Consider the following 26,017-nt stretch of genomic DNA (forward strand, 5'->3'; position numbering starts at 1 on the left):
CAAAGGTGCCAACCCGCCCCGAAGGCCGCTGCAGTACGTCAAATGACCCATAGTCGCACGGCATGCAGCGGTTAGCTTCGCCCCATTCCGGATCGAATACCGGGGAGAAATGCATCGGCGCCGCGAACAGAGTTCAAGCCAGAGCCAGCGCTGCACCGATGCCGAGGGTGACTGAAGCCACAAGAGACAAAACAACAAAGTGAGGGTTTCATGACGTTTTCCCTGAAGCGCGCAGCGCTCCTTTCAGCCAGCGCGCTGGCCAGCATCGCGGCTCTTCCTGCTGTCGCACAGGAAGCCCCGGCCGACATTTCCGCAGATGCCGCCGCCGAAGCAGGTGAAGGCGCCGGAAACGAGATCATCGTTACCGCCACCCGCCGCGCCGTCTCGCTTCAGAATGCACCGATCAACATTTCAGCCGTCACTGCGGAGAGCCTCAAGGACCAGCGCGTGGACGACGTCCGTTCGCTCGCCGCCTTCACGCCGGGCGTGACGATCCAGGATACCGGCCCCCGCTCGACCGGCGCAATCGTCATGCGCGGCCTTTCGGCCAGCGACAGCAGCACTTTCGGCGCCAATGGCGACAACACCCTCGCCACCTACCTTGGCGAAATCCCGCTGTATCAGGACTTCAAGTTCATCGACATGAACCGCGTCGAAGTCCAGCTTGGGCCGCAAGGCACGCTCTACGGCCTCGGCACCCTTGCCGGCGCAATCCGCTATATTCCCAACCGTCCGGACCCGGATCGCTGGGAAGGACTGTTCCACGCCCGTGTCTATGACGTCGCCCATGCCAAGGATCCCGGCTTCGTCGTCGATGGCGTGGTCAACGTGCCGATCATCCCGGGCAGGGTCGCCTTCCGTTCGGCCACCGGGTACTACAATGATCCTGGCTTCATGGACTACATCTACCTGCTCAAGCAGCCGGGCGTGTCCAACCCCCAGCCTGCGCGCCCGGGCACCTTCTTTGGCCCCATCGGCACGCCGCAGCAGATCGCTGACAACTTCTACACTTACGCTGACGCCAACTTCGAACACACCTTCACCAGCCGCAACCAGCTTGGCCTCTATCCTTTCGATGGGCTGAAGGTGACTCTCAGCTACGTCCGCCAGCAGACCGATACCAACGGCCGCCAGGCCAATGGCGGCGGCGTCTTTGGAACTGGCAAATACGAAGCCCCATGGCGCTATCTCGAACCTGCCAAGCGCACCACGGACCTCTATGCCACCGAGGTCGAAGCGGAACTGGGCGACATTGCCCAACTCGTGTCGGCAACCGCCTTCACCCGGCAGAAGTTCAAGAGCTCGGTCGACGTGACCGACCTGCTTCTCGATCTCGATTACGATTACGAATTGTTCCCCGCGTTCTCGGGCTATACCCGCTCGAACGGTGAGAATGAGCAGTTCAACCAGGAAGTCCGTCTTGTCTCCACCCACGGCGGTCCCTTCAGCTGGGTCTTGGGCGGCTTCTACAACCGCCTGAAGACCAATTCCGACTACCGCGAAATCGTCCCCGGCTATCCGGCCTGGGCCGGGATCAACCGTCCTGACGAAGTCGAATACGCATCCTTTGTCCGCACCGACACCAAGGAAAAGGCGGTTTTCGGCGAGCTGACATTCCAGCCGATCGACGCGCTTACGCTTACTGCGGGTGGTCGCTACTTCAAGTATGATGCCTACGTCATCGGTGGTCAGGCACTGCCGCTGTTCCAGACATACCCCAACATCAACTTCCGCTCGCGCGAAGGGGAGACTGGCAAGAGCGGCAGCGTCTGGAAGTTCAACGGCTCATACAAGTTCTCGCCCGACCTGATGGTCTACGCAACCTACAGCAAGGGCTATCGCATCGGTGGCGTGAACCGCGTCGCTCCATGCGTCCTTCCCCTGCCACCGGGCCAGAACCTCTGCGCTCTTCCGAACGAGCTTTCCTACCAACCCGATACCACCAAGAACAAGGAAATCGGCATCCGCGCCAGCCTGTTCGATGGCAAGCTGCGCACCACGCTGGCACTGTTCCACATTGATTGGGACGGTATCCAGTTGGATGGCCTGACCGAGAACGGCGCCATCGGCATCACCGTCAATGGCGGCAAGGCCGTATCGAAGGGCGTCGAGTTCTCGTTCAATGCCCGCCCCTTCGAAGGGTTCAGCGTACAGGGCAACTGGTCCTACACCGATGCTTATCTTACCGAGGCCGTTCCGGGTCTGCTTAAGACCCGCACGGGTGAGTTCGCCGCGCTCCCGGGTGACCGGCTCCCGGGGTCGACCAAGGTTTCCGGCTCCCTCGGCTTCAATTACGAGTTCCCGGTCGGCGAAGACCAGATGACGCTGAGCTGGACCTCCAGCTTTACCGGAAACATCTTCACCCGCGTCGGTGCGCGTGCCGGCGGTGAGATACTGCCTTCGTACACTACGCACCGCGCTTCGATCGCCTACCGCCTTGATGAGACGCTCGAGTTCCGCGTCTATGCCGACAACATCTTCGACAAGTACGCCGTGGTCTCGGTCTCGAACGACCTGTCGCGCCGTATCGTCAACGATGGCGTCGTCTCGCGCTACTACGCCAACTCGGTGCTCAGCCCGCGCAAGGTCGGCATCGAAATGACTAAGAACTTCTGACGCTTACGCCGGCCTGCTGCGGCAGGTCGGCACCAGTTCCTGCGAAGACTGGGCCGCCGCTCGAAAGACCGGCGGCCCTCTTTTCATCTGCTGTGCAAAATCAGTCGAGCGGAATGCCGTTGGCGAGGAAGTAATCCTTCACCTTGCCAAGGTGCTTGTCGTAATCGCGCCAGCGGCCAACGGATCGCGCATTGATCGGCTGGCGCACCTGCTGTGCGCTCGGGGTGGCAACCGCAGCGCGATTCTGGTGAAATTCCAGACAGTTCGCATCCCATGCCAGCCCGCAGTGAGTCAGCAGCTTGCGGGTCTCGGTCTCCTGATCCGCAACCAGCCATTCATAGGTAACCTCATGAATTCGGCCCGGAAAGCGCTGGCGCCAGAACGCCATCAAACGCTGGAATAGCAGCACATAGCGCGCCGTGTCCATCAGATCGTAGGACCAGCGATAGTAGGGCGAACCCAAGGCGAACAGGTGCTTGTAGTTGCTCCACACACTGTCCATCGCCCCGCGCCGCAGACAGACGATGCTCGCATGCGGCAGCGCCTGGAGGATGTATCCTATGTACAGGAAATTCAAAGGAAACTTGTCGGTAAACCGGGGCCCGGAGGCCCCGGCATTCTGACGCGCACGAGCGAGATAGAGCTCTCCCATCTTCTGCGCCGAAACGCCCCGGCTCGCCTCCACCGTCGCCGGGTCGAGGACCAGCCGCGATGATGTCCCGGACAATTGCTTCACCGCCAGCGGCATGGCCTGAAGCTCCCCGGCAGAAGTCACGTCGGCATGCGAGGACAGGATCCTGTCAACCAGGGTCGTGCCGGTGCGAGGCAGTCCGACGACGAAGATCGGTGCGTCGCCGAGGCGGCTGTCGGGGGTCAGTGGCAAGTCGCGGACGAAGGTGCGGCGGATGATCTCGAACAGCGCCTGATCGATCTCGAACTGGTAGCCGAGGTTGGCCCGGTGCCTCGCGTTGGCCAGGGAGAGTTGTGCGTTTGCCTCGTCGAGTTGCCGTTCTGCCTCGTAGAGTTGGAAAGCAGCATAGCGCAGCCTGACTTCCTCTTCGGGATCGGGATTTTGCGACAAGGCCGCCGCAATCCGGGCGATTCCAGCCCCGGCGGAGGCTCGGCGCAGTCCCGCAAGGGCAAGATGCGCCCGGCCATGACCGGGCTCGCGCGCAAGTATGGCCTCATAAGCGCGGGCAGCTTCGTCAACTCGGCCGAAGAACCCCAGCGTGCTGCCAAGATTGAACTGGAATTCAATCACTTCCGGGGCAGACGCCACGGCCTTTTCGAACAAGGGCAGCGCCTCGTCATGCGCGCCAAGGCGGGCAAACACGCAGCCGATCGTGTCCAGCACCAGCGGCTCCAAACTCCCTGCAGTTACTGCCTGCCGCGCCGCGGCAAGTGCATCGGCCTCCCGCCGGGCCAGAAGAAAAAATCTCGCCTGTTGAGCAAGATACTCGGCGTTGCTGGGTTCGGCTCTGAGCACTGCCCCAATCGCCTTCAGCGCATCGGCAACGCGCCCGCTCTCCGCCAGAGCAACTGCGGCAACGAACCCGGCTTCGACGTCGTGCGGATTGGCCGCAAGCGCCTCTCCCGCCTTGACCAGAGCCTCGGAAATTCGCCCCGAGCCAAGCAGTTGTCGCAATGATGAACCCGCCGCCATAGTTGAAGCCTAGCTCCACGCACGACGGCAGGCGCTACGCAAATCGGCGCAGTTGCGGGCCGACATTCCGGAACGGCAAACCTGCCCGAACGTTCACGTCGGGAACAATTCGGAGAACGACGATGCCAGCCAAATCAGCTGCCCAACAGAAAGCCGCCGGCGCTGCACTGTCGGCCAAACGAGGCGAGACCGACAAGAACGACCTCAAAGGTGCATCTCGATCGATGGAAAAATCGATGACCGAGAAGGAGTTGGAGGAGCTGGCTGCGACAAGTCGCAAAGGCAAGCCAGAGCACGTGCGCAAGGATTGATCGGTGGATCAGGCTTTCACCGCCGTTGCCAACCGGGTTTCCGGATGGGCCGGACGCCCCGCAACCTTCGTCATCGCGCTCGCCATCATCATTGGCTGGGGCTTGAGCGGCCCATTGTTCCAGTGGAGCGATACGTGGCAGCTCGTGGTCAACACCGGCACCACGATCATCACATTCCTCATGGTTTTTCTGATCCAGAACAGCCAGAACCGCGATGCTGCCGCTATGCAGGCGAAGCTGGACGAGCTGATCCGTGCGGTAGACAAGGCCCGCGAAGGCTTTGTCGGCATCGAACATCTCACCGATGACGAGATCTGCCGACTGCGATCTGCGCTTGAACGCGAAGTTGGTGCATCGACCGACAAGCAGGGTACAGCAGACGAGACAGTGGAGCGACTGCTCGACCGAACCTGACCGGAGATGGGAATGCACCGTATAGAGAGCGACAGCCTGGGCGAAGTGCGCGTGCCGGCCGAGGCCTACTGGGGCGCACAAACGCAACGCAGCATCGACAATTTTCCATTCGGATCGATGGAGCGGATGCCCTTGGGCGTGGTGCACGCGCTGGGTATCATCAAGCAGGCCGCCGCCCGGGTGAATCGGCGGCATGGCCTGGATGCAAGCCTCGCGGGCGTCATCGAACAGGCTGCGGCCGAAGTCGCATCCGGAAAACTTGATGACCATTTCCCCCTGGTGATCTGGCAAACCGGCAGCGGAACACAGACCAACATGAATGCGAACGAGGTCATCGCCGGTCGTGCCAACGAGATGCTCTGCGGTGAACGCGGCGGCAAGAGTCCGGTGCACCCCAACGATCACGTGAACATGGGGCAATCCTCGAACGATACCTTTCCCACAGCGCTGCATGTGGCGGCGGTGCAAGCGCTGAACGCCGAATTGGTCCCCGCCCTGAACAAGCTTTCCGGTGCGCTCGCTGGATGTGCGATAGCGTGGAAGGGTCTGGTCAAGATCGGACGCACCCACCTGCAGGATGCCACGCCACTGACTCTCGGACAGGAGTTTTCGGGCTACGCACAGCAACTCCGCAATGCGCACGATCATCTGCGACACATCGAGCTGCACCTGCTTCGACTGGCACAAGGCGGAACGGCGGTTGGCACTGGGCTGAACGCACCTGCTGGCTTTGCCGAAGAGATCGCTGCGGAAATAGCCGACCTTACGGGAAAACCCTTCAGCACGGCGCCCAACAAGTTCGAGGCGCTGGCTTCGAACGATGCGCTGGTCCAGCTTTCAGGAACCCTGTCGACGCTGGCCGTGGCGCTGACCAAGATTGCCAATGACATCCGTCTGCTTGCCTCCGGTCCACGCTCGGGCCTCGGTGAACTGGAGCTTCCGGCCAACGAGCCGGGCAGTTCCATCATGCCCGGCAAGGTCAATCCGACACAGGCCGAGATGCTGACAATGGTTTGCGCGCAAGTGATCGGGAACCATCAAGCCGTGACCGTTGGGGGAATGCAGGGGCACCTGGAGCTCAACGTCTTCAAGCCCATGATCGGGGCTGCGGTGCTGCGCTCGATGCACCTTCTGGCGGTCGGAATGGAAAGCTTTGCCAAACGCTGTGTCGAAGGGATCGAACCGAACCGGCAGCGCATTGGGGAACTGGTCGAACGCTCGCTCATGCTGGTGACCGCGCTTGCCCCCAAAATCGGCTACAACAATGCTGCGAAGATCGCCAAGCACGCGCACCAGGAGAATCTGAGCCTGAGGGAAGCTGCGCTGGCCCTAAACCTGATCGACGAACCGACGTTCGATCGCCTGATCCGTCCAGAGAACATGGTGTAACCGGATTATCGCCGCGAACTGGAAAGCCTCACACGTCAGGAAGTGATTGGTCTGCGACCCCCCATCCTCGCAGCAGCTTGCCCTCGCTTCGCTTCAGCAGGGCGGCTGCGTCCGAAATAGTGAAAGCGCTGGCCTTGTCGAAATCGTCGAGTTCGTTCCAATCGATCGGCGCTGCAACCGGAGCATTGGCGCGTGCCCGGGCGGAATAGGGCATCACTGCCGTGCTGCCGCGCTTGTTGCGCAACCAGTCGACAAAGATTCGGCCCTTGCGCTTGGCCTTGCTCATGTTGGCAACGTAGTGCTCAGGGTCGGCCATACCGAGCGCCTTGGCAAAACGCTCGGCAAAGCTGGCGTGTGCCTCCCAGGAATGATCGCGACGCAGGGGAACGACGACGTGAACGCCTTTCCCGCCCGAAAGCATCGCAAAGCTTACCAGACCGAGATCAGACAGGCGTGACCGGATATCCTTTGCCGCACGTTTGACGTCCGCAAAATCAAGTCCCTCGTCAGGGTCCAGATCGATGACCATGCGGTCCGGCGCTTCGACATCATCGGTTCGTGCGCACCACCCGTGGAATTCAATGGTGCCCATCTGGACGCAGGTGAGAATGCCCGCAGCATCGTCGACATAAAGATAGTCTTCGCTATCGCCATCCTTCTCGCGGATCGGGACATGATGGACATGTTCGCCGAACGAGCCGCTATCATGCTTCTGGAAGAAGCACTGCTTTGCCCTCCCCTGCGGACAACGCACGAGGCTGACCGGGCGATTGGCGAGAAACGGGAGCATCGCTGGAGCAAGCTGAGCGTAGTAGTCTGCAAGATTGCCCTTGGTCTGCCCGCTCTCGGGAAAGATCACCCGCGAGCGGTTGCTTATCGCGATGATCTCCGTCGGGCTCTCGATCCGGACAGGTTTCTCTGGCGTCACGTCCTCGGCCTTCTTGTCTTCGCGCAAGCCGACGAAGCTGGCATGGCGGACCCTGCCTTCGCCGGTGAACTCGGCAAAGGCAATTTCGGCAACGAGCACCGGTTCGAGCCACGACGCCCCGCGAGCTTCGGCCTTGGGCACTTCGAGCGCGCGGTCTTCTCGCCTCAGCGATTCGAAACGGGCGGCCAATTCATCAAGCAGTTCTTCATTGAACCCCGTGCCGACCTTTCCCTTGTAGACCAATACGTCAGCTTCTCGCTGCGCCAGCAGGAGCGAGGCGAAGGGCCGACGGCGGGCATTCGATTTCGTCATGCCGACGATGATGAATTCCTGGCGGAGGATGCACTTGACCTTCAGCCAGTTTTGCGTCCGCTTTGGCAGATAGGGTGCGTCAGCCCGCTTGGCGATGATGCCCTCTTGCCCGGCGCGGCACATTGCCTCCAGCAGCTTCTCGCCCCCGCCAATGATGTGATCGGCGATGTGAATTGGCGGAGGAGCGTCGGCCAAGAGGCCGGCAAGCCGTTGCTTGCGCTCCACATTGGACAGCGGTTTCAGGTCTTCGCCGTCAAGTTCAAGGAGATCGAATGCATGGAAGGAAAGAGCATCTTCTTCGCCCTGTTCGCCATGGCCGCGCTTCAGCACGGCTTGGAGGCGCGAGAAATCCGGGTTGCCTTCGGCGTCCGAAGCCGTGATCTCGCCATCGATCAGGCATGAAGGCAGATCAAGGCTTGCGAAGTGGCAGATCAGTGGAGAGAACTTCTCGGACCAATCGAGGCCACTGCGGGTAAACACCCTTACATTCTTGCCTTTTGCAGCGATGAGGGCCCGATAGCCGTCGAACTTGATTTCATGAAGCCACTGGCGTCCTTCCGGCACACTGTCGACCAATGTTGCAAGCTGGACTGGTTGAAACGCTGACAGTGGTGCGTTGCCGCGCTTCTTGCGCGGTGCCTTGGCCTTGGACATCCGCGCATTGTGCTTGCTTGCCGCTTGCATCTCGGCCGCGAAGTCCGCTCCCCGCTTCCCCTTCAGCGAATGACTCGAACGTTTGTCGGCGGCGATTTCGGCCATGGTCCGCCCGGTAAGCACGCTGGTGAGCGCGCGTTCCACGAGAATATCTCCCTCTGCAGCAAACGCGTCATCGATCTTACGCAGCAGCCAGTTTTCGCGCTTCTCGTTGCCCCGCTTCTTCAGGCGGATGAGAAGCCATTCGCCTTTCATCCGCTCGCCATCAAGACGGAAATGCAGATGTCCGTCTTCAAGATCCTTCGCGCTTTTGCCCTCGATCGGTGCCCAGGTCCCGCGATCCCACAACATCACGGTTCCGCCGCCATACTCGCCTTCGGGTATGGTGCCTTCGAACTCGGCATAGCTCAGCGGGTGATCCTCGGTCTGCACGGCAAGGCGCTTGTCCTCCGGATCTGGACTGGGGCCGCGCGTTACCGCCCAGCTCTTCAGTACCCCGTCAACTTCGATGCGGAAGTCCCAGTGAAGCCGCGTGGCGTCGTGCTTCTGAACGATGAAGAGGTTGCCAGTCTTGCTTGATGCCTTTTTGCCCGAAGGTTCTCCCGTGCGGGTAAAATCGCGCTTGGCGTTATAGGCTGCGAGGGGATCGCGGGCGGCCATCACTCAAGCCCGCTTGCGGCGCGGTGGAGATGCGCGTTTGCGGGGTCTGCCCTCGTCGGCGTCTTCGTCGTCGTGGCCCAGCGATTGCTTGAGCGCTGCCATCAGGTCGATAACGTTGCCACCACGCGGAGCCTCGTCAGCATCGGGATCCTCGATAATGCGCTCCCCCTTCGCCTTGATCTTTTTTTCGATCAGCGCGTGGAGTGCATCGACATAGCGGTCATGGAACTTGTCGGGCGCAAACTTCGCCGTCTTCTTCTCGATCAGGCTGGCTGCCAGATCGAGAAGCTCGGGGTCGGCGTCACGTGCGGGAATATCGCGGAACCAGTTGTGCGCGCGCTGTACCTCGTCAGCATAGCGCAGAACCTCGAGGATAAGTCCGCGCCCGCACGGTTTGAGCGAAACGAACTGCTCGCGCCCACGGACCGAGAGTTGTCCCAGCCCGACAGTTCTCGTCTTTCTGAGCGCCTCACGAAGGACAATGTAGGCATTCTCTGCAAGGTCATCGGCCGGCACGACAAAATAGGGCTTTTCATAATAGAGCACATCGATTTCGTCCGAACCGACAAACTGGACGAGTTCGAGCGTCTTGCGGCTTTCGATGCGCACGGATTCGATCTCCTCGTCATCGAGCAGAACGTAATTGCCGCGTGATACCTCGTAGCCCTTCACGATCTCCTCGCGATCGACTGGACCGACGCCGGGCGCCACTTTCTCGTAGCGGATGCGCTTGCCGCTGGGTTCGTGGATCTGGTGAAATGAAATGGCCGCACCGCTTCGCGTGGCCGGATAGATTTCGACCGGGATCGAAACCAGGGCAAGGCGCAATTGCCCTTGCCAGTATGCGCGAGCGGCCATGGCGGGCTTCCTTCCGGATCCTGACTGACGCGCGATGATGCGACAGCTTCGCTGGCTCTATGCGCGAATGGCGGATGCGGTTCCCGGAGGGAAGGAAGGGACGTTCAGACTTTTCGAGCGGCTTAGGTAATCAGACTTAGGCAGGTTGCGGAGAAAAAACGTCGGAATCCCGCCATTCCTAAAGCTTTTCCGTAAATTGTTAACCAGAAACCGGAACCCGACGTTGGCGGGCACCGATGCATGATGCCTGAGTGTTAATGGAGATTGCATCATGATTTCTGGCAGGATGGCAGCCTTGGCGCTTGCCTCGTTGGGTACAATGGCCGCAGGCAGTGCGGTGCAAGCATCGCAAGGGTCCGCATCGATCACTATCACCGGACAAGTGCCTTTGGTTTGCCGCGTTGCGGTGGACAACAGCGCCAGCGCAATGCTCAGCGCCAATGGCAACAAGAGCGAACTGCGCGAGTTCTGCAACAACGGTGCAGGTTACCGGGTGGTAGCGACCTATTCCAAGCAGCTTGCTGCGGGCCGACTGATCGTTGATGGCCGCACAATTGCCCTCGACGGTTCAGGCGAAGTCGTTATCAGTGACGTGAGCCACGCCGCCGCAACGACGCGCTCGATAGCGATTGAAGCCGACGGCAAGGCTGCTGGCTCGATCCGCTTCCGCATCGAGCCACGCTGACTTTCAGAGCGGGATGCTGCCGCAGTCCGTTGGCGCAACTGATCCAGCAACGAGCGGAGTGATCGTGACGACCAGGTTCTCCGAATAGTTCGGGGAGATCGCCTTGGTCGCTCCGCCATCGATCAGGGTTCCTTGCACTGGCAGACGGTCTTCGACCGCATCGCCAATCCCGGCGCGTGCGCATGTCTGACTGATGGGCGACGTACTCGTGGGAGAACGGCTTTGCCCGAGGAAGCGGACGGAATAGCGGATCTGCTGGCTGCTGTCCGTCGTCGAGGCGCCACTTGGGGTCAGGACAAACGGCTGGGCATCGCCCGGCATGACGCCGAGCGTGACGGTGTAGGGCCCCGAGCTTTGCACGCGAACGTGGTTTGACGCAGAAGTCTTTACAGTGGGCGCCTGAACATTCGAAACTTGGGCAAGCTCGCCGAAATCTAGAGCGGTCCCAACGAAGCTAGCGCGAAGTGCGCTCAGCACATTCACGTTGATCGAGATGGCGGCCGCACTGTCGATTGGCGTCAGGACATCGTTCAAACCGCCCGTGCCCTTGCAGACGTAGCGAATACCGAACTGGATGAGGCCGCCAGCCGTCAGATCGACGTTGGCAGGTACGGTTACCCGCAGGTTGATCTGTAGCGTATCCGGCTGCGCAGCCCCACCGAACTGCACGGCAATCTGGCCGGTTTGAATATTGGAAATGGTCGGGAGATTGCTTGGCACCGCGTTGGAATCGTAAAGCACGTCAAAGTAGGTACCGCCACCCGGCACGGTCGCCTGCACTTGATAGGCAGGGCTTCCCGCCGGCTTCGTCAACACGAAATAGGCTTCCTGCGTCTTCTTCCCGCCGCCTGCCGTAACGCGCGTAAGCGTCAGCGGAATATCGACCGACTGCAGGCCGGACGACGCAAACGGATCGTACTGGATGGACGTGCTTCCGCCGCTGCCGGTAACACCGCAGTTGGACTGAGCCTGGGCACTCTGGGCAGCAGTGACCATCAAGACAACTGCAGCCATCGCCAGAAAAGTGCGTAGGCGTGACATCACGGTCCAACTTTTCATTTCTTCTCTACCGCCTTTATCTCCCCAAGCTGGACAACTCCCGTAGCCTTCTGGGGGATTTCGATTTCGAATGTGGAGCGCGCAGCATCGAGCATTTCGACACGCCATTTTCCGGGCGCCAGTCCGGTCGCGCCGAAGCGGCCCTGGCGATTGGTAAACACGGTCTGCGCTGGCCGCTCGGGGTGAGCCACTTCCGTGGCCGTGCCGCTGACCAGTGACACCGGCTGGCCATCAAGATCGAGCATGATGCCGAGGGCTGTGACATTGTAGTCAGAGCCGACGGTGACGACGTATCCGCTGCGGTAGGACGGGAATACGCGCAAGGAACCTTGGCCAATGTCTGTGCCAGGAGGCGCATTCCGTACATCAAGCGGCACCGTGCGCTCGGAATAGGAAGGCAGGCTTGGCATCGTGGCCGAGCGCAAGCTACCGCTATTTGCAGCGTTGCCGAAGGTTGACGCGTCTACCACGATGTCGGCCTTGCCAAGGCTTCGGTGCGGCCGCACGATCGCAAAGCTGTCAAAGATGGGGCGGCCAAGCGAAACTGCACCATCGGCAAGGGCCAGCGAGGTGCCCAAGCGGAATGTGCTGCGCTGGTTCTGACTGTCGCCGAAACCGCGCGTGTAGGTGCCGAAGTGGCTAAAGCCTAGCTCTGCGCGATTGGCGAAATAATTGGCGTTCACCGAGACGCCTGCCCCATTGTCCGAGCGTTCGACATCGGCTGTCACGTTGTAGCTGCCAACGCCGCTACCGCTTAGAGTCTGATAAGATGCGCGGAAGCGGTTGTCGCGGGTGTCAAAGTCGGAGCGGACAGTGGAATAGCGTCCCAGACGGACGATGAGCGAGACAAATCCGCTGAACTCCCGACCGAGCGTGTCTTCCTGGTAGCGCGCCTCTGCGTTCAGCGTTGCGCGGTCTGAAAACCGCCAACCCGCACTCAGGCGGTAGTTCTGAACGTTGGGCCTGCCAGTGCGGCCTTTGGAGAAGCGAACATCGGCGCCTCCGAAGAAGCTTGTGGTGAAGGCATGGGTGTAACCGCCACCCAGCTCGTACTTGTAGGGATTGTCAGGCAGGAAGAACGAGACTGGAGCGAAGCGGCGGCTCCGCCTTTCGACAAAGAGGTTGAAGGTATCGCCAAGGCCGCTCGGTCGCTGGATAAGGCGCTGGAACGTGGCGTTGAAGGCATGTCCCGACCCGACGCCGTCAACCTTGCTGAAAGATACATTCGTGCCAAGCGTGCCGAACGGCGTGCCGACCACGGCCTCGACCCCGCCCATCCGGCTATCAGCGTCAGCCTGAAAATTGACACCAACAGTCAATGCATCGGTCAGCCCTCGGCGGTAGTAGCCCGAGGCGATCCAGTCATCGCTGTATCTGGGCCCGCGCGATCCGAGTGGAGCCTTCACGCCAGCGTAGAGGCCAAACTCGCTCAGGCCCTTGGCCAGCTGGGTCTGATCGACAAAAAGGTTGAACTGGACGACTTCCGTACGCCCCGTGTCGTCAAGAATGTTCAGCCGAATATCATTGCCGCCCTGCGTGAATGGGAAGTCTCGCAGGTTGTAGTTGCCTGGCGCGAGTTGCAGCCGGCGGACCTGCTGGCCATTGACGATAACCTCAACCGTAGACGCGCGGTCGAGGCGAAAAGCACGGTCACCACGCGGACGCACGACTTGTTGGGGATTGAGGACACTATAGGACCGAAAGAACGAGATCCCGGCGATGTCCGGAGCAGACTGGAAGCCACGTGCCTGCGCTTCAAGGTCGCCAGCAGAAATGCGCACCAGGTGCCGGGTGTCATCAAACACGAAACGACTGCCAAGCCTCTGGAAATCGCCACCCAACGCTCCCGGCTGCCAGATCGCATCGCTTTCCGCCACAATCGGGCCGAGGCGTAGCGCGCCATCGACAAGCATGACCGGTTGGCGCAGTCCCTGGTCAAACCCATCCTCCACCAGGTCCAGCGAACTCCGGAGATTGACATAGGCACTGAAGTTTGCCGGCTTCAGAAGTTCGCCAACACGCGATCGATCAAGCGCCGAGACCGAAACGGCCCGCGACGCGCGCCTCTCAGTGGGAATGCTGAACCGCAGTTCGAGCGTGCGTGGATCGTAATCCACGCCAATGCCAACAGGCGCCAGATCTTCTGCACTGACTTGCGTCTTGCCACCAAAGCTCGTCCGCAGACTTTCCAGCACGTCTGGCGCGAGCAACTCGGAAAGAAGCTGTACGACGCGAGCGGCCGGAAATGTCAGGCGGTCGTCGACATCGATCTGCACCGGAACGTCGCCGAGATAGCTCCCACCGTCCTTTGCAGGGACCGTCAGAACCACAGCGCGTCCCGTCGGATTGAGTTTCTGCGAGCGAAATGCCGGAGCGGGCAGTTGATCTGCCAGGTTGGCCGACGCCAGCTTTGTCGCTGGCGCCAGAGGAAAGTGCATCCCGGCGCCATCGTGACCGGGCTCGAGCGTGTCCGCCCAGACAGCAGGAGCCCTGCCCGCAAAAAGCAAGCTGGCTCCTATTGCGAAGATCTGGCGCGACCGCCCCTGCATGAGCTTAGCCCTCCGGTGTGATCGTCGCTTCAACCGTGCCAACGGCGAGCGGCAATTCGACAGGAATGGTCACCTTGCGGGTCTGGTTGCCGCCCACGAGGCCGAAGCCGATTGTCTGCTGGATTTCAGGACCGGAAAGCGTGCGCCTGAATTGCTCTTTTCCTGCGGCATCCTTTTCAACAATGCGCAATTTGCTACCGCTCAAGTAACCGTGGACGGCTGAAGCATTTCCAACGGTCACGACAGCCACCGGCTTGCCAGCGCCATCCTTGCCAACTTCGGCGCTAGTGACTTCCAGCTTCGGCTTAACACCGGCAGGCGCAACGCTGGCGAGGACCTGAAAATTGTAGAGTATCTGAATCGCAGATTGGCCTTCGGGCAACTTTACCGGCAGCTGTGCGACCGTGACGTAGTAGTGCCTGCTGCCAGCCAGAGCCGGGTCGCCCACGTATTGGACGCGAAAGGTTTGCGTCTGGCCCGGCTCGATAAGAGCCTGCGGGGGGAATACGAGAAGGTCTCCGGGGTCCTTGCCGGTCGGCGAAACGCCGGTCTCGGTCAGGCGGAGTTCCTGAACAGTCAGCTCGACCGGCAGCGGGCTGGCGAACGTATTCTCGACCGTGATGACCTGCGACATGTCACGTCCGGAGGTCTTGAGATCGATCACGACTGGCTGCACCGTCATCGCCATGGTCGAGGCAGCCGGCAGCAGCAGCGAAACGGCAGCAGCAGACATGAACGAGACAATGGATTTCACGTGAAGTTCCCCCTGCCCGCAGGCAATAGATTCAATCGGTTGGCTGCAGCTGAATGACGATCGTGTCGTCATAGTCGCCAGCGATCAGCGGCGTGCCGCCATCGGGCGTGTTGACCAGAAGAGCGAGATTGCCCGTCGCACCATTCGCCACCGCCAGGGTCAGCATGCCTGCGTTGCTGCTTCGCTCCTGACTGGCCCCGGCCCAGTCGAGGCGCAGCGTGTAGGGCAACAGATCCGCGAAGCCCTGCGGCTGCGTGCCGACGGCTCCGATCCTGCCCAACCCGCCCCTGCCCGACGCGGCGGTTACCCGGTGCGAGGCATTGCACGTGGCTGGAATTTCGAGCTCGAAACTGGCTCCCCTCGGCAGAGCGGTGTTGGGATCAACCAGGCGCGTCAACCCAACCGTGGCATTGCCGTCACCCGTCGCCTGGAAGTTGGCGTTAGTTACGGCTTTTGCTCTGGGGGTGCTGATTACACAGGCCGAACCTGCAGTCGCACTGAGTTCCAGCACTCGAACTGCGCGATCTACTTCCTGTGCATTGGCCGAAACGCCAAGCGCGAGTGCCGCGGTTATGATCATGGAGCGCATTATTTCGGCTCCAGCGTGATGCGCAGCGTATCGCCATAAACGCCGGCAAGTACGGGCGCATTCACGCCGCCATTCGATGCTCCGGCGAGAATGGCAAGGCGCAAGGTGACAGTTCCCGCTGTCGCCTGGTCAACGTCGATGCGCTCCTCGCGATTGCTGCGAATGCGGGCATCCATCTGGAGTTGACCGGAGGAATTGCCCCAGGTGAGGTTGGCATCATAAGGCAAGGCCGTTGCAAATCCCGGTGCATCGGTGGCTTGCCGTCCATCGGTGGGCCACAAACCATTATTTTCGGACTGGATGCGGATCTGATGCGGATAGTTGCAGACGGCCGAGAATGACACGGTAGCGCTCGCCGGGCGAGCAGCGAGCGTCTGCTGATCCAGCAGTTGTGTTACCTGCAGAGTGTCACCCGAAATGCCATTGAAGTTGACGAGCTGACCTGCCTGCAGTTCGCCACCCGCAAGCGAGCAAACCTGTGGCGCAGAACCGGTGACCGGGAGCCCGCGAGCGCTCGCCGTCTCTTGCGCGGCAGCCGGAATCGTGCCCAGCGGCAAGAGCGCGATGCCGAGCATGATGGAACAGCGCGCCATGCTTCAGCTTTCCGGAGTCAGCGTCACGGTAACCGTGCCGCGATAGGAGGTGTCGGCAACGAGGCGCAGGCCGCTTCCACCGGTGGTCGCGAAGTCAGCTATTCCCACGATGATCGGTCCGCTGAAGGCCGTCGTCCGTTGCTGGATCGCTGCAGGGTTGCTTGCCGAAGCGGTGCTGAAGCTGGCGGGAACTGTCGTCCAGCCGGCCGCCGTCGCCGTAAAATCAACGCTGCGTGAGAAACCCGTCGGCGCAGTGGCGGTGAATGTCTGCGCAACTACGGGCGTGGCAGTAACCGCGATCGAACTGCGTGACGAACAGAAACTCCCCGCCAGCACTTGGGAAGGTGCACTGAGATCGGAGCGGAGGAGACCTGTGGTCGTATCGACGAGAATGCCCAGGTCGAAAATGCCACCGGCTTCCGTCACCGAGCCACCGACACAGATTGCCGGAACAGTTCCGACAACCGCGAAGTCTGCCGAGTCACTGGTACTCTGGGCTTGGACCGGAGCCGAAACGACAACGGAAGAGATAGCTGTGAAAAGCTTAAGCCTGTTCATGGCCGCTTACTCCGTTACGGGTACGGGACCGAGGGTTACAGTGACTAGGCCGCTGTAGTTTCCCGCAACGAGCAGAGCGTTCTGAGGCGCCGAGAACGAAGACAGCGCGACTTCGATGTCACCAAGTTTCGGGCTGGGCTGCGTGCTTCCCGTCGCGGCAGAATCGGGAGAGGCCCCGTCGGCCGCAGCATTGGTTGTCGCAGCAGTACCGCTATTGCCCCATCCGGTTGCGGTGGCCGTGTAGTTCACGGCACGGGAAAATCCGGGCGGCGGCGCAATTGTTGAATCGCCAAGCAATGCGGTCGCCCTTACACCGAGCACCGAGCCGGCAAAGTTGCAGAAGCTTCCGGGTAGCGAGACCGACTGCGTGGCGAGCGCGGCAATCCGTCCGACGGATGTACCAGAAGTCTGCACCATCTGGCCAAGATCGACTACCGCGCGCGAAGGTTCACCCAGGATGCACAACCGTGCGACGGAGCCCGTCACAGCGACCTGACCCGACGCTGTGTCGGAAGCCGTTTCCTGCGCAGACGCAGGCGCAGCCATCCCATATAGAGGCAGCAAAAGCAGGCTGGACTTGAACAGTGCGGATTTCATCGTCGTGCTCCTGGATGAACTTTTCACGCGCAATGCAGATCAGACGGTGGGTGAGAGGAAGACTTCGACCTTGCCCGTGTAGGCACCAGCGACGAGCTTCTTGCTTGCGGCCGTGGACGAGCCCAAAGTGACGGCGATGTTGCCGGAAAACATGTCGACGTTGGCGGCAGTGCTGGCGACAGCATCGGTGCTGATGTCTGAGAAGCTCTTGCCGTTCGCAGAGACCGATGCAGTGTAGTTGACGGTGTCGGTGAACGCCGCCTCGGCGCCGGACGTGACCGGCTGGTCTCCGGTCAACGCGGTCGCCTTGACAGAGAGGGTGGCTGCAGAATTGTTGCACCAACCGGTGAGCGTGCGGGTCTGACCATCAACCTTGCTGGTGTCGAGGCCGCCGTCTGCGTCAGCCAGTTCGCCCAGCGGCAGGTCCTGCGATGACGTCACGAACTTGCACTTGGCGGCGACAGAGCCCGTGATGTTCACAGTTCCGGTAACGCTCTGGGCAGAAGCAGGCATTGCCGAGAGGGCTGCTGCGGCGGTCGCCGCGAGAAGGATCTTACGCATTTCATTTCTCCTGGAAAAAGGCTCGATCAATTCAGGCCACGGGTTGGATGTTTACGGTGATGGTGGAGGTATAATTGCCGGCGACGAGCAGGTTCGACGCGCCCCCCCTGGTGGAGAAGCCATAGGCCTTCACGGCAATGTTGTTGCCCGAAGCTGCGAGACGACCGACAGTCGCTGAATTGGCTGCGGTGGCGCCGGTGGCGGTGCTGTATGTCACGGTGCCATTTCCGCCGGCCGCGAGCGCGACTTGCATTTCGGCGGTATAGTCTATCTCGTTCGAGTAGCCTGAAACGGCGGCGGCGGCGGTGGCGAGACGGTCAGCCGCGATCGCAATGGAGACGCTGGCCGAAGTGCAAACCACGCGCGTGGCGACCGGGGTTCCGCCCGGGGCTGCACTGGTGGTGGTGGTGAAGCCGGTCGCCAAGGTGCCGTCCGATGCGTCCAGCGCGCCTAGCGCGATCGTGCCGGTGAAGGCCTGAGTCGCCGAGCCGCCCGGTGCAACAATGGAGCACCTTCCAAGGACGCTGCCAGTGACATTGACCGTGCCAGTCGTCACCGTCTGCGCCTGTGCGGGGGCAGCTGTCATTGCAACTGCAGTAGTTACAGCCAGCAGGGATAGCATGGTCTTCATCGCAATCGGCCTTTCAGTTGCCGCCGCAGGCGGCGCGAGTGGTTGCCGGAACCGGGCCGGCTGGAGGCTTCGAGCTACAAGGCAGCGGAAACGGTGACGGTCAGGGTGTCCGAGTAGGTGCCCTGAACCAGGATGGCTGGACCGGTGTATGCGGGTGCACTTACCTGGAGATAGGCACCGGCGAGGTTTTGCGAACTTGGTGCAACGCGCAGACCTTGACTCTGCGTCGCCGGCCCTATGAACGAGCAAGGCGCACTAGCGGCGACGGAAAGGGTGGACGCCTCGCACTGATCGGTCACGCTACCGCCTCCGGCGCCGACCAGATTGAGCGTGACCTGATAGGGCGCGATACCGGCATAGCCAGCATCGGATGGCTGCGTGGCGCTGCGCAATCCGCCATTTGCCGAGGTAACCGCCACCCGCGCTGCGCCGTTGCAGTTCAGGGTGAACGGAAACTGATTGGACCAACCTGACTGGTCAATTTGCCCGGCATCGAAGGTGCCGGATGGTGCACCGCCAATAGCGAAGCCGCACCGGCCACCAACAGATGCGGTGACAGGTAGGGTCAGCGACACGGGAGTACCACCGGCGTATGCCGTCGGCCCCGCAATGGTTGACTGTGCCAGAACGGCAGACGGGCACGTGGCCGCAATCGCCGTCAAGCCGATCCTGATCTTGTGCATCAACATGCGCACTGCTCCTGCTGCCTTACGGCAACTCGGCGCGCTTGCCTTGCGATGGAAACACTTGCCCTTTTACGGGCGCAATTCTTCAACCTTGGAAATGTAGGTCGACATCTCCAAGCGGATGAAATTGGCTTCAGTGTTCGTCTTCGGTGGCAATGCGCCTGAATTGGTTAACTTGCAGGTAACCTTTTACGCTCGACACAACGCCTGCCGTGACTCACGATGCATCCAAATCCGACAGAATTTGCCCCAGATGCGTCGCATCTGGAGAATTAAAAAATAGAGTAAACAGGCTTCACCTGGCCCCATCGCTTGAAACAGGGAACAGCTGGTAAAACTGAAAATTCCTTTTGTTTTCGTATCTTGGTGGTTTTTTACCGCCACTCGCCGAGAGCTTATCTACACTCAGAAAAGCGAAGAAACTGATAATATTAAAGAATATAGTTAATTACCGACAGACGCCGATCCGTTAGGAATGACAAGAATCAATCAAGAATCTCAGAGAATTTGCACCTGTTCGCTTCCGATTCGCAGCGTCTACCGGCGAGATGACTGAAGCTCTGCCTCCATCATCTTCCGCATCTCGAATTTCTGCGCCTTGCCAGTCACGGTCATGGCGAAAGCCTCGACTATGCGGATGTGACTGGGGACCTTGTAGTGCGCGATGCGCCCCTTGCAGTGCGCCAGCACATCATCCGGGCCGAGGTCTTCCCCTGCCCGGGCAATGACCCACGCGCAGACTTCCTCGCCAAACTTCTCGTCCGCAACACCAAACACTTGCGCGTCTTGAATGGCCGGGTGGGTGAGCAGGAACTCCTCGATCTCGCGCGGGTAGATGTTTTCACCACCGCGGATGATCATGTCCTTTATACGGCCGGTAATCCGGATGTATCCATTCTCGTCCATGGTAGCCAGATCGCCGGAATGCATCCAGCCGTCAGCATCGATGGCTTCGGCAGTCTTGGCAGGATCATCCCAGTAACCAAGCATGACGGCATAACCGCGCGAACAATACTCGCCCTGTTCGCCAATCGGAAGGACCTCGCCATCGAGCCCCACGATCTTGGCCTCGGCATGGGGATGGACGCGGCCGACGGTGCCAACGCGCTCCTCAATTGGATCGTCGGTAGCCGTCTGCGTGGTCAGCGGACTGGTCTCGGTCATGCCATAACCAATCGTGACCTCCGTCATGTTGAGGCGATCCATGACCTGGCGCATCGTGGTAACCGGACAAGGCGAACCCGCCATGATTCCGGTACGCAATGTGCTGACGTCGTAATCATCGAGGTCGGGCTGTGCGAGGATGGTGATGAACATCGTGGGGACGCCGTACAGCGCAGTGCAACCTTCAGCCTGCACCGCCTCAAGCGCCGTCTTGGGATCGTATGCCTCACCGGGATAGACCATGGCCGCGCCACTCGCCAAGGCGGCGAGGTTGCCCAAGACCATACCAAAGCAGTGATACAGCGGGACCGGAATGCAGATGCGGTCGCTCACCCCGAGCTTGATTGTCCGCGCCGTAAAGTAGCCATTGTTGAGGATGTTGCGATGGGTGAGCGTTGCGCCCTTGGGGAAGCCGGTCGTGCCGCTGGTGAACTGGATATTGATCGGATCGTTCTGACTAAGCGTGGCGTCTACGGCCGTTAGCCGACCATGATCAGGTTCGGCGCGCAAGGCGTCCCACGGTTCGAAGCCGTCATGTACCGCATCACCAAGAGCAACCATGCCGCGCAGCATCGGCAACTTGGCGTGTCCCAGCTCGCGCAGCATCGCAATGTAGTCGCTGGTCTTGAAGCTGGCTGCGGTGACGAGAAAGGTACAGCCGACCTTGTTGAGCGCATATTCCACCTCGCTGGTGCGGTAGGCAGGATTGATAGTGACCAGAATCGCGCCAATCCGGGCCGTGGCAAACTGCAGCACGGTCCATTCAGCGCAATTGGGTGCCCAGATGCCGACGCGATCGCCCTTTGCCACCCCACGATCAAGCAGGCCGGTGGCAATCCGATCGACCTCGATGTCCAATTCCGCCCACGTCCAGCGAATGCGTTGATGGCGAGAGACGAGAGCCAGTTCCCCTCCCCATGATTGCGCCGCGTCGCGCAAAGCCTGTCCGATCGTCTTTTCCAGGAGCGGCTCTTCCGTGGCGCCCTTGGTGTAGGAAAAATGCGTCATCGTTTGATATTCACCACTTGGGTCTGTGTGTATTCGGCAAGGCCCTCGACCGATTGTTCCACGCCAAGGCCACTGGACTTGAAACCGGCCATCGGAATGTGGGGGCCAATCGCGATGTGCTGATTGACCCACACCTGCCCGCTTTCGATCCGCGAAGCAATGTCCGCCGCACGCGCTACATCCTTTGACCATACCGAACCGCCAAGACCATAGTCCGATGCGTTGGCGCGTGCGATCACATCTTCGACATCATTGAATTCGATTACTGGAAGAATGGGGCCAAACTGCTCTTCATCGACAATCCTGTCACCGTCGGTCACGTCACGGACGATGGTAGGGCGGATAAAGTACCCCGCACGCTCCATCACTTCGCCGCCCGCAACGATCGTGCCATCGGCTCGTGCCGCCGCGATGAAATCCTTGACCTTCTCGAACTGCATCGCGTTCTGGATCGGCCCGATCTGGGTGCCTTGCTGCAGCCCGTCGTCCACGACGGCAGCTTCGGCAAGGCGGGCGAGTTCCTCGCACATGGCGTCATATATGTCAGCGTGGACGTAGGCGCGCTTCACGGCAAGGCAGACCTGCCCGTTGTTGAAGAAGGCGTTGCCGAAGATCGCCTGCGCCGTCTCGCGAACATCCACATCTTCCAGTACAATAGCAGGGTCGTTACCGCCCAGCTCCAGAGTAACGCGCTTCAACGTGTCGGCACCGCTTGCAGCGATGCGCTTGCCAGTGGCCGTAGAACCGGTGAAGCCGACCTTGGCGACGTCCGGATGAGCTGTCAGGTGCGGTCCGAGGTCATTGGCATCTGTAATGATATTGACCACGCCAGCGGGGAATACGTCCCGGCATATCTCGCCAAGGATCAGCGCACAGACCGGCGTTGTCGGCGCGGGCTTGAGCACAATGGCATTGCCCGCCAGAACCGCAGGGCCAATCTTCCAGCAAGCGACGAGCAGCGGAAAATTCCAGGCAATAATTCCGACCACCACGCCCAACGGACGGTGCTTGACCGCGATGTAACCCGCATCATCGTCCTGGATGACACGATCGGGCAGCTCCAGCGTGGCATAATGGCGCAGATAGCCATCCGTCATGGCCAGTTCGCCCATGGCCTCGGCAAGCGGCTTGCCTTGTTCCAAGGTCAAGGTGCGAGCCAGCTCGTCCCTGCGAGCAGCAATTGCATCTGCAAGTTCAAGGAGCTTTGCCTGCCGGTCGGCCCAAGGCACGGCTGACCAAGAGGGGACGGCCATCTTGGCTGCTGCGATAGCCGCATCTGCCTGAGCGACAGAGGCCCGGGGAACCGTGCAGAACGGCTCCCCGGTTGCGGGGTTGATCACATCCATCGTCATTTCGCCATCGACGAGCTTGCCGCCGATCAGCAGCTTGTAGTCAGCCATGGTCCTCTCCTGGCGGCTTTGCCGCCTTGCACTGTCAGAATGTCAGAATGTCAGAATTTTGCGCCCACCGTGACCCCGTACATGCGAGGGTTGCCGATGTGGTTGTAGTCGAACCCGAAGCCTGCCAGCAGATCAACCCGAGAGGTGAAGTAGAACTTGTCGGTCAAGTTCTTACCCCAGATCGAGGCATTGAACCGCCCGTCCGCGCTTTCCCAGTCGATGTGCCCGCCGACCAGAGCGTAGGAGGGCTGGCGCAAGCGGGGAACATTGAGGACCTCGAAGAACTGGCTCGATTGGTATGCGACGTCAGGATGCAGCGAGAGCTTGCCCATTCCGCCGTCGAAAACCGTCAGGTCGATGGTCGCGTTGAAGGTCAGCGTCGGCGCATTTGAAAGGCGGTTGCCTGCCACGTTCACGCCGCTCACGCGGCCACGCTGAATCTTGGTCGCCAGCAGGCCCATGCCGCCATGGAAAGTCAGCCGGTCGCTAGCGCGGATGGTCAGCTCGGCCTCACCGCCATAGATACGGGATTTGGGAATGTTGAGCAGTGTCTGCGCAGCCGACGCCGGATCGACATTGATGAACTGCTGGTTGCGATAGTCGTAATAGAAGCCAGCGACATTGAGCGTGACCTTGCGGTCAGCGAACTGTGTCTTGGCTCCCACCTCGTAGGACGTGACCTGCTCGGGCTTGGCGATCGACAGCTCGGACGGATCGAAAAAGGCCTGAGCGTTGAAACTCGGCGCACGATAGCCCCGGCTGATGCTTGCATAGACAAGGTTGCCGTCGGCCAGCTTGTAATCGAGGCCAATCTTGCCCGAGAGGTTGTCCTGCGAATAGCGCAGCGAGGACAGCGGGATCAGATTGGCGATCAATGTGCCATCAACGCCAAGTGCATCTGACCGGAAACCGCTCTGGACGCCGGTATCGTGGGTGTAGCGCAGGCCACCCCGCATCGTGACGGATTCTGTCAGCTCGTATTTGACATCGGAATAGATCGCATAGCTCTTCTTCAACTGATCGAAGCGATTGCGGAAGAGGCACGCGAGCGGAAGGCCCACCGCACAGTCATCTGCGGTGATTCCCAGGACGCCGTCAGAGTCTATATCCTTGCCAATCTCGAAGGTCGTTTCGTTGAACACCTTCTCGCGGTGGAAATAGCCGCCAAGGATGAATTCGAATGGGCCGCCGAAGTCACTGGTCAGGCGCAGATCCTGGGCGAACTGGGTCGCACGGTCGTTGTAGGGAATTTCCAGCAATTCACTGGCCGTGCCATCGGTATCTTCGTAGAAGAACAGGCTACCCTTGTCCCAGGCGGTGATGCTCGTGACGGTCAGCGTATCGGATATGTCGAACGTGCCGGTCAGTGCCACCGAATAGGTGCGCGCCCGGCGCTTGGCATCGATGCTCGAAGCGATCTCCCGCCTGCCAAGGCCAGGACGGTTCGCTGCTTCGGGCTGCGCATAGATTCCGTAATTGTAAGGGTTCTGGAAACTGGTCGATGCGCGCAGGACAAACCGGACCGTCTCGCTCGCCTCGACATTCAAGGTGGCCCTGATCGCGTACTCGTCAGTCGAGGCAAGGTCCGGCTTTCCCGGCACCACGTTCTTGAACCAGCCATCGGCCTTGGCATAGGTCCCGGCAACGCGCAGCGCCGCCTTTTCCCCCAGCGGCACGTTGACTGCGCCGTTCAGGTCGACGCGGTTGTAATTCCCATAGCCTGCATTGAAGTAACCGCTGGTTTCGCCAAGCTTGGCGTTATTGGCAATGATATTGACCGCGCCGCCCGTGGTGTTCTTGCCATAAAGCGTGCCCTGGGGGCCACGCAGGACTTCGACCCGTTCGAGATCATACATGGCCACGCCCAGAAATGCGAAGTTCCCCTTGTAGACTTCATCATAATAGGTCGCGACAGGGCTGGCCTGGTTAAGAGCCCGAACCGAAAGTTGTTGAGCAATACCAGCATGTTGTGATTCACGCCTCTTTGCGAAGAGATGGAGTGAATGGTGACATGGACTGGTATTGCCCGGCGCGAGCATAGCCGGGAGGGATTGCGATATCCATCGGATATGACGGATGCGGAGTGGGCGCTGGCAGAGCCATTCGTGCCTCCGGCAAGGCGTGGAGGCCGACCTCGAACGGCAGACATGCGCGAAGTCCTCAACGCTTTGCTTTATGTAGCCGCGAGTGGGTGCGCGTGGCGACTCTTGCCCAAATGCTTCCCTCCGGTGTCGACGGTGCGGCGCTACTTTTACGCCTGGCGCAATGCCGGTCTGTTCGAGGCCATCAACACCGTGCTGGTTATGAACCTGCGGGAAATCGAAGGACGCGAAGCCTCGCCCAGTGCTGGAGTGATCGACAGCCAATCGGTGAAGACCACGGAAAGTGGCGGAGTTTCCGGGTTTGACGCAGGCAAGAAGGTCAAAGGCCGCAAACGACACATCCTGACCGACACATGCGGCTTTCTGATCTTCATTCTCGTCCACGCCGCCGACATTCAGGATCGCGATGGTGCTGTCGATGTGCTGGCTGCCGTCCGGACGCGGTTTCCATGGTTACGCCATGTCTTCGCTGACGGCGGCTATGCCGGCGACAAACTGCGATCCGCGCTTGTCGGCATGGGCAAGTGGACTATCGACATCATCAAGCGTTCCGACAAAGCCAAGGGCTTCGAGGTGCTACCACGCCGATGGGTTGTAGAGCGAACCTTCGCATGGCTTGGCCGCTGCCGACGCCTTGCCAAGGACTGGGAAAAGTCCATCGCGTCTTCAACCGCATGGGCACTCATAGCTTCAATCCGAATGCTCACGCGCCGAACCGCAAGATATTGCTGGAATTGAGAAACTTCTGAATCAGGCACTAAGAGAATGACCGGATTTGGTCGGGACCGACCACTGCGAAGCTGATTGGCGGACTGGCAGTCGTTCACACGCCACAGGCTGAACGTCGGCTCTTTGAGCGTAAGCGGATGTTCAGTGTTTCCTTCTCGGTATCGCTTCACGACAGAAGCTGGGCCGACAACGAGGTGTTGGCTCCCGAGCGGCGAGCGGGGAAATAGATATAAATAAATATAACGCCATGCGGTAAGAGCGCGATCCATCTCGTCAGCGGCAGCCAAGATGGCTACATGTTACAGACCTGAGCAAGACAACCAATGCTTTAACGCCCCTAGATCAACTCCAAGAGAGCGCGGATCAGGCGTTCGACATACGAAACAAGCAATTCGGTGTGAAATGACAGCAGGGCCGCCTTAAAAACCGGCAATCCCAAACGCGTCGAAAGAAGGTAAAGTAAAATGCGCGAATCCTTGCGGGCTGATTATACTGGTCGCCCGTGAAAAACTCTGAAGCCTTTGGGAATGCGTGGGTTTTAGCGGAT

At 60.3% G+C, this 26,017-nt stretch carries 22 protein-coding genes; 6 read left to right on the plus strand and 16 right to left on the minus strand.

Features of this window, described 5'->3' with window-relative positions:
• The first annotated feature begins 210 nt into the window (after nucleotides 1-210).
• Entirely contained in the window at nucleotides 211-2,616 is a 2,406-nt protein-coding gene (locus AX703_RS18810) for a TonB-dependent receptor (RefSeq protein ID WP_062346237.1), read from the plus strand.
• A gap of 100 nt (nucleotides 2,617-2,716) precedes the next feature.
• Here AX703_RS18810 and AX703_RS18815 read toward each other — a convergent pair whose 3' ends face one another.
• Nucleotides 2,717-4,261, minus strand: a complete 1,545-nt coding sequence (locus AX703_RS18815; protein WP_231735618.1) for a sulfotransferase — start codon at nucleotides 4,259-4,261, stop codon at nucleotides 2,717-2,719.
• A gap of 140 nt (nucleotides 4,262-4,401) precedes the next feature.
• On the opposite strand from AX703_RS18815, the gene AX703_RS18820 reads away from it, so the two are divergent.
• From AX703_RS18820 to fumC, 3 genes are read left to right on the plus strand one after another with little or no spacing between them, the layout of a single operon-like run.
• Complete coding sequence (locus AX703_RS18820) at nucleotides 4,402-4,590, plus strand: DUF3008 family protein (RefSeq protein ID WP_062346241.1); 189 nt, start codon at nucleotides 4,402-4,404, stop codon at nucleotides 4,588-4,590.
• Nucleotides 4,591-4,593: 3 nt separating this feature from the next.
• Nucleotides 4,594-5,004, plus strand: coding sequence for a low affinity iron permease family protein (locus tag AX703_RS18825; RefSeq protein ID WP_039333896.1), 411 nt, complete (start codon nucleotides 4,594-4,596; stop codon nucleotides 5,002-5,004).
• A 6-nt stretch (nucleotides 5,005-5,010) separates the two neighbouring features.
• Nucleotides 5,011-6,393: a class II fumarate hydratase gene (gene fumC, locus AX703_RS18830; protein ID WP_062346242.1), complete on the plus strand. Its 1,383-nt coding sequence runs from the start codon at nucleotides 5,011-5,013 to the stop codon at nucleotides 6,391-6,393.
• A gap of 28 nt (nucleotides 6,394-6,421) precedes the next feature.
• Here the strand turns inward: fumC and ligD are convergent, their stop codons facing one another.
• Entirely contained in the window at nucleotides 6,422-8,947 is a 2,526-nt protein-coding gene (ligD, locus tag AX703_RS18835; RefSeq protein ID WP_062346244.1) for a DNA ligase D, read from the minus strand.
• Nucleotides 8,948-8,950: 3 nt separating this feature from the next.
• Nucleotides 8,951-9,805: a Ku protein gene (locus AX703_RS18840; protein ID WP_062346246.1), complete on the minus strand. Its 855-nt coding sequence runs from the start codon at nucleotides 9,803-9,805 to the stop codon at nucleotides 8,951-8,953.
• A 271-nt stretch (nucleotides 9,806-10,076) separates the two neighbouring features.
• Here AX703_RS18840 and AX703_RS18845 point away from each other — a divergent pair, with 271 nt between their 5' ends.
• Nucleotides 10,077-10,490 carry a hypothetical protein gene (locus tag AX703_RS18845; protein WP_156452125.1) on the plus strand — a complete coding sequence of 138 codons (414 nt, stop codon included), beginning with the start codon at nucleotides 10,077-10,079 and terminating at the stop codon, nucleotides 10,488-10,490.
• Nucleotides 10,491-10,493: 3 nt separating this feature from the next.
• On the opposite strand, the gene AX703_RS18850 is transcribed toward AX703_RS18845, so the two are convergent.
• From AX703_RS18850 to AX703_RS18910, 13 genes are all read right to left on the minus strand, one after another.
• A complete protein-coding gene (locus AX703_RS18850; RefSeq protein WP_062346250.1) occupies nucleotides 10,494-11,504 on the minus strand; it encodes a hypothetical protein in 1,011 nt (336 codons plus the stop codon).
• Nucleotides 11,505-11,545: 41 nt separating this feature from the next.
• Nucleotides 11,546-14,056, minus strand: a complete 2,511-nt coding sequence (locus tag AX703_RS18855) for a fimbrial biogenesis outer membrane usher protein (protein ID WP_156452126.1) — start codon at nucleotides 14,054-14,056, stop codon at nucleotides 11,546-11,548.
• A gap of 46 nt (nucleotides 14,057-14,102) precedes the next feature.
• Nucleotides 14,103-14,852, minus strand: a complete 750-nt coding sequence (locus tag AX703_RS18860; protein WP_231735619.1) for a molecular chaperone — start codon at nucleotides 14,850-14,852, stop codon at nucleotides 14,103-14,105.
• Nucleotides 14,853-14,883: 31 nt separating this feature from the next.
• Nucleotides 14,884-15,441 (minus strand): hypothetical protein, encoded by a 558-nt coding sequence (locus AX703_RS18865; RefSeq protein ID WP_062346254.1) that lies wholly within the window; start codon nucleotides 15,439-15,441, stop codon nucleotides 14,884-14,886.
• Nucleotides 15,441-16,034 (minus strand): hypothetical protein, encoded by a 594-nt coding sequence (locus AX703_RS18870; protein WP_156452127.1) that lies wholly within the window; start codon nucleotides 16,032-16,034, stop codon nucleotides 15,441-15,443. Before AX703_RS18870 ends, AX703_RS18865 begins: the two co-directional genes overlap by 1 nt.
• Before the next feature lie 3 nt (nucleotides 16,035-16,037).
• Nucleotides 16,038-16,592, minus strand: coding sequence for a hypothetical protein (locus tag AX703_RS18875; protein ID WP_062346259.1), 555 nt, complete (start codon nucleotides 16,590-16,592; stop codon nucleotides 16,038-16,040).
• A 6-nt stretch (nucleotides 16,593-16,598) separates the two neighbouring features.
• Nucleotides 16,599-17,189, minus strand: coding sequence for a hypothetical protein (locus AX703_RS18880; RefSeq protein WP_039333876.1), 591 nt, complete (start codon nucleotides 17,187-17,189; stop codon nucleotides 16,599-16,601).
• A 39-nt stretch (nucleotides 17,190-17,228) separates the two neighbouring features.
• On the minus strand, nucleotides 17,229-17,750 hold the full coding sequence (locus tag AX703_RS18885) for a hypothetical protein (protein WP_062346261.1): 522 nt from the start codon (nucleotides 17,748-17,750) through the stop codon (nucleotides 17,229-17,231).
• A 31-nt stretch (nucleotides 17,751-17,781) separates the two neighbouring features.
• Nucleotides 17,782-18,336, minus strand: a complete 555-nt coding sequence (locus tag AX703_RS18890) for a hypothetical protein (RefSeq protein ID WP_062346263.1) — start codon at nucleotides 18,334-18,336, stop codon at nucleotides 17,782-17,784.
• Between the two features lie 119 nt (nucleotides 18,337-18,455).
• A complete protein-coding gene (locus tag AX703_RS18895; protein ID WP_062346265.1) occupies nucleotides 18,456-19,070 on the minus strand; it encodes a hypothetical protein in 615 nt (204 codons plus the stop codon).
• 534 nt (nucleotides 19,071-19,604) lie between these two features.
• On the minus strand, nucleotides 19,605-21,239 hold the full coding sequence (locus AX703_RS18900) for an AMP-binding protein (protein ID WP_062346267.1): 1,635 nt from the start codon (nucleotides 21,237-21,239) through the stop codon (nucleotides 19,605-19,607).
• Nucleotides 21,236-22,639, minus strand: coding sequence for an aldehyde dehydrogenase family protein (locus AX703_RS18905; protein ID WP_062346269.1), 1,404 nt, complete (start codon nucleotides 22,637-22,639; stop codon nucleotides 21,236-21,238). Before AX703_RS18905 ends, AX703_RS18900 begins: the two co-directional genes overlap by 4 nt.
• Before the next feature lie 50 nt (nucleotides 22,640-22,689).
• Nucleotides 22,690-24,678 carry a TonB-dependent receptor gene (locus tag AX703_RS18910; RefSeq protein ID WP_231735620.1) on the minus strand — a complete coding sequence of 663 codons (1,989 nt, stop codon included), beginning with the start codon at nucleotides 24,676-24,678 and terminating at the stop codon, nucleotides 22,690-22,692.
• Here AX703_RS18910 and AX703_RS18915 point away from each other — a divergent pair.
• Nucleotides 24,643-25,479 (plus strand): IS5 family transposase, encoded by an 837-nt coding sequence (locus AX703_RS18915; RefSeq protein WP_062346270.1) that lies wholly within the window; start codon nucleotides 24,643-24,645, stop codon nucleotides 25,477-25,479. The two genes, AX703_RS18910 and AX703_RS18915, sit on opposite strands and share 36 nt — an antisense overlap.
• Nucleotides 25,480-26,017: the final 538 nt, after the last annotated feature.

Source organism: Novosphingobium sp. CCH12-A3, from assembly GCF_001556015.1.
Classification (GTDB): Bacteria; Pseudomonadota; Alphaproteobacteria; order Sphingomonadales; family Sphingomonadaceae; genus Novosphingobium; species Novosphingobium subterraneum.

Bases quoted from the DNA above. Each gene is read 5' to 3' on its own strand.
- AX703_RS18845 (WP_156452125.1), top strand. From the start codon at position 10,077: ATGATTTCTGGCAGGATGGCAGCCTTGGCGCTTGCCTCGTTGGGTACA.
- AX703_RS18885 (WP_062346261.1), bottom strand. From the start codon at position 17,750: ATGCGTAAGATCCTTCTCGCGGCGACCGCCGCAGCAGCCCTCTCGGCA.
- AX703_RS18870 (WP_156452127.1), bottom strand. From the start codon at position 16,034: ATGGCGCGCTGTTCCATCATGCTCGGCATCGCGCTCTTGCCGCTGGGC.
- AX703_RS18875 (WP_062346259.1), bottom strand. From the start codon at position 16,592: ATGAACAGGCTTAAGCTTTTCACAGCTATCTCTTCCGTTGTCGTTTCG.
- AX703_RS18820 (WP_062346241.1), top strand. From the start codon at position 4,402: ATGCCAGCCAAATCAGCTGCCCAACAGAAAGCCGCCGGCGCTGCACTG.
- AX703_RS18880 (WP_039333876.1), bottom strand. From the start codon at position 17,189: ATGAAATCCGCACTGTTCAAGTCCAGCCTGCTTTTGCTGCCTCTATAT.
- AX703_RS18900 (WP_062346267.1), bottom strand. From the start codon at position 21,239: ATGACGCATTTTTCCTACACCAAGGGCGCCACGGAAGAGCCGCTCCTG.
- fumC (WP_062346242.1), top strand. From the start codon at position 5,011: ATGGGAATGCACCGTATAGAGAGCGACAGCCTGGGCGAAGTGCGCGTG.
- AX703_RS18915 (WP_062346270.1), top strand. From the start codon at position 24,643: ATGGTGACATGGACTGGTATTGCCCGGCGCGAGCATAGCCGGGAGGGA.
- AX703_RS18810 (WP_062346237.1), top strand. From the start codon at position 211: ATGACGTTTTCCCTGAAGCGCGCAGCGCTCCTTTCAGCCAGCGCGCTG.
- AX703_RS18890 (WP_062346263.1), bottom strand. From the start codon at position 18,336: ATGACAGCTGCCCCCGCACAGGCGCAGACGGTGACGACTGGCACGGTC.
- AX703_RS18840 (WP_062346246.1), bottom strand. From the start codon at position 9,805: ATGGCCGCTCGCGCATACTGGCAAGGGCAATTGCGCCTTGCCCTGGTT.
- ligD (WP_062346244.1), bottom strand. From the start codon at position 8,947: ATGGCCGCCCGCGATCCCCTCGCAGCCTATAACGCCAAGCGCGATTTT.
- AX703_RS18865 (WP_062346254.1), bottom strand. From the start codon at position 15,441: ATGCGCTCCATGATCATAACCGCGGCACTCGCGCTTGGCGTTTCGGCC.
- AX703_RS18905 (WP_062346269.1), bottom strand. From the start codon at position 22,639: ATGGCTGACTACAAGCTGCTGATCGGCGGCAAGCTCGTCGATGGCGAA.
- AX703_RS18895 (WP_062346265.1), bottom strand. From the start codon at position 19,070: ATGTTGATGCACAAGATCAGGATCGGCTTGACGGCGATTGCGGCCACG.
- AX703_RS18850 (WP_062346250.1), bottom strand. From the start codon at position 11,504: ATGGCTGCAGTTGTCTTGATGGTCACTGCTGCCCAGAGTGCCCAGGCT.
- AX703_RS18910 (WP_231735620.1), bottom strand. From the start codon at position 24,678: ATGCTCGCGCCGGGCAATACCAGTCCATGTCACCATTCACTCCATCTC.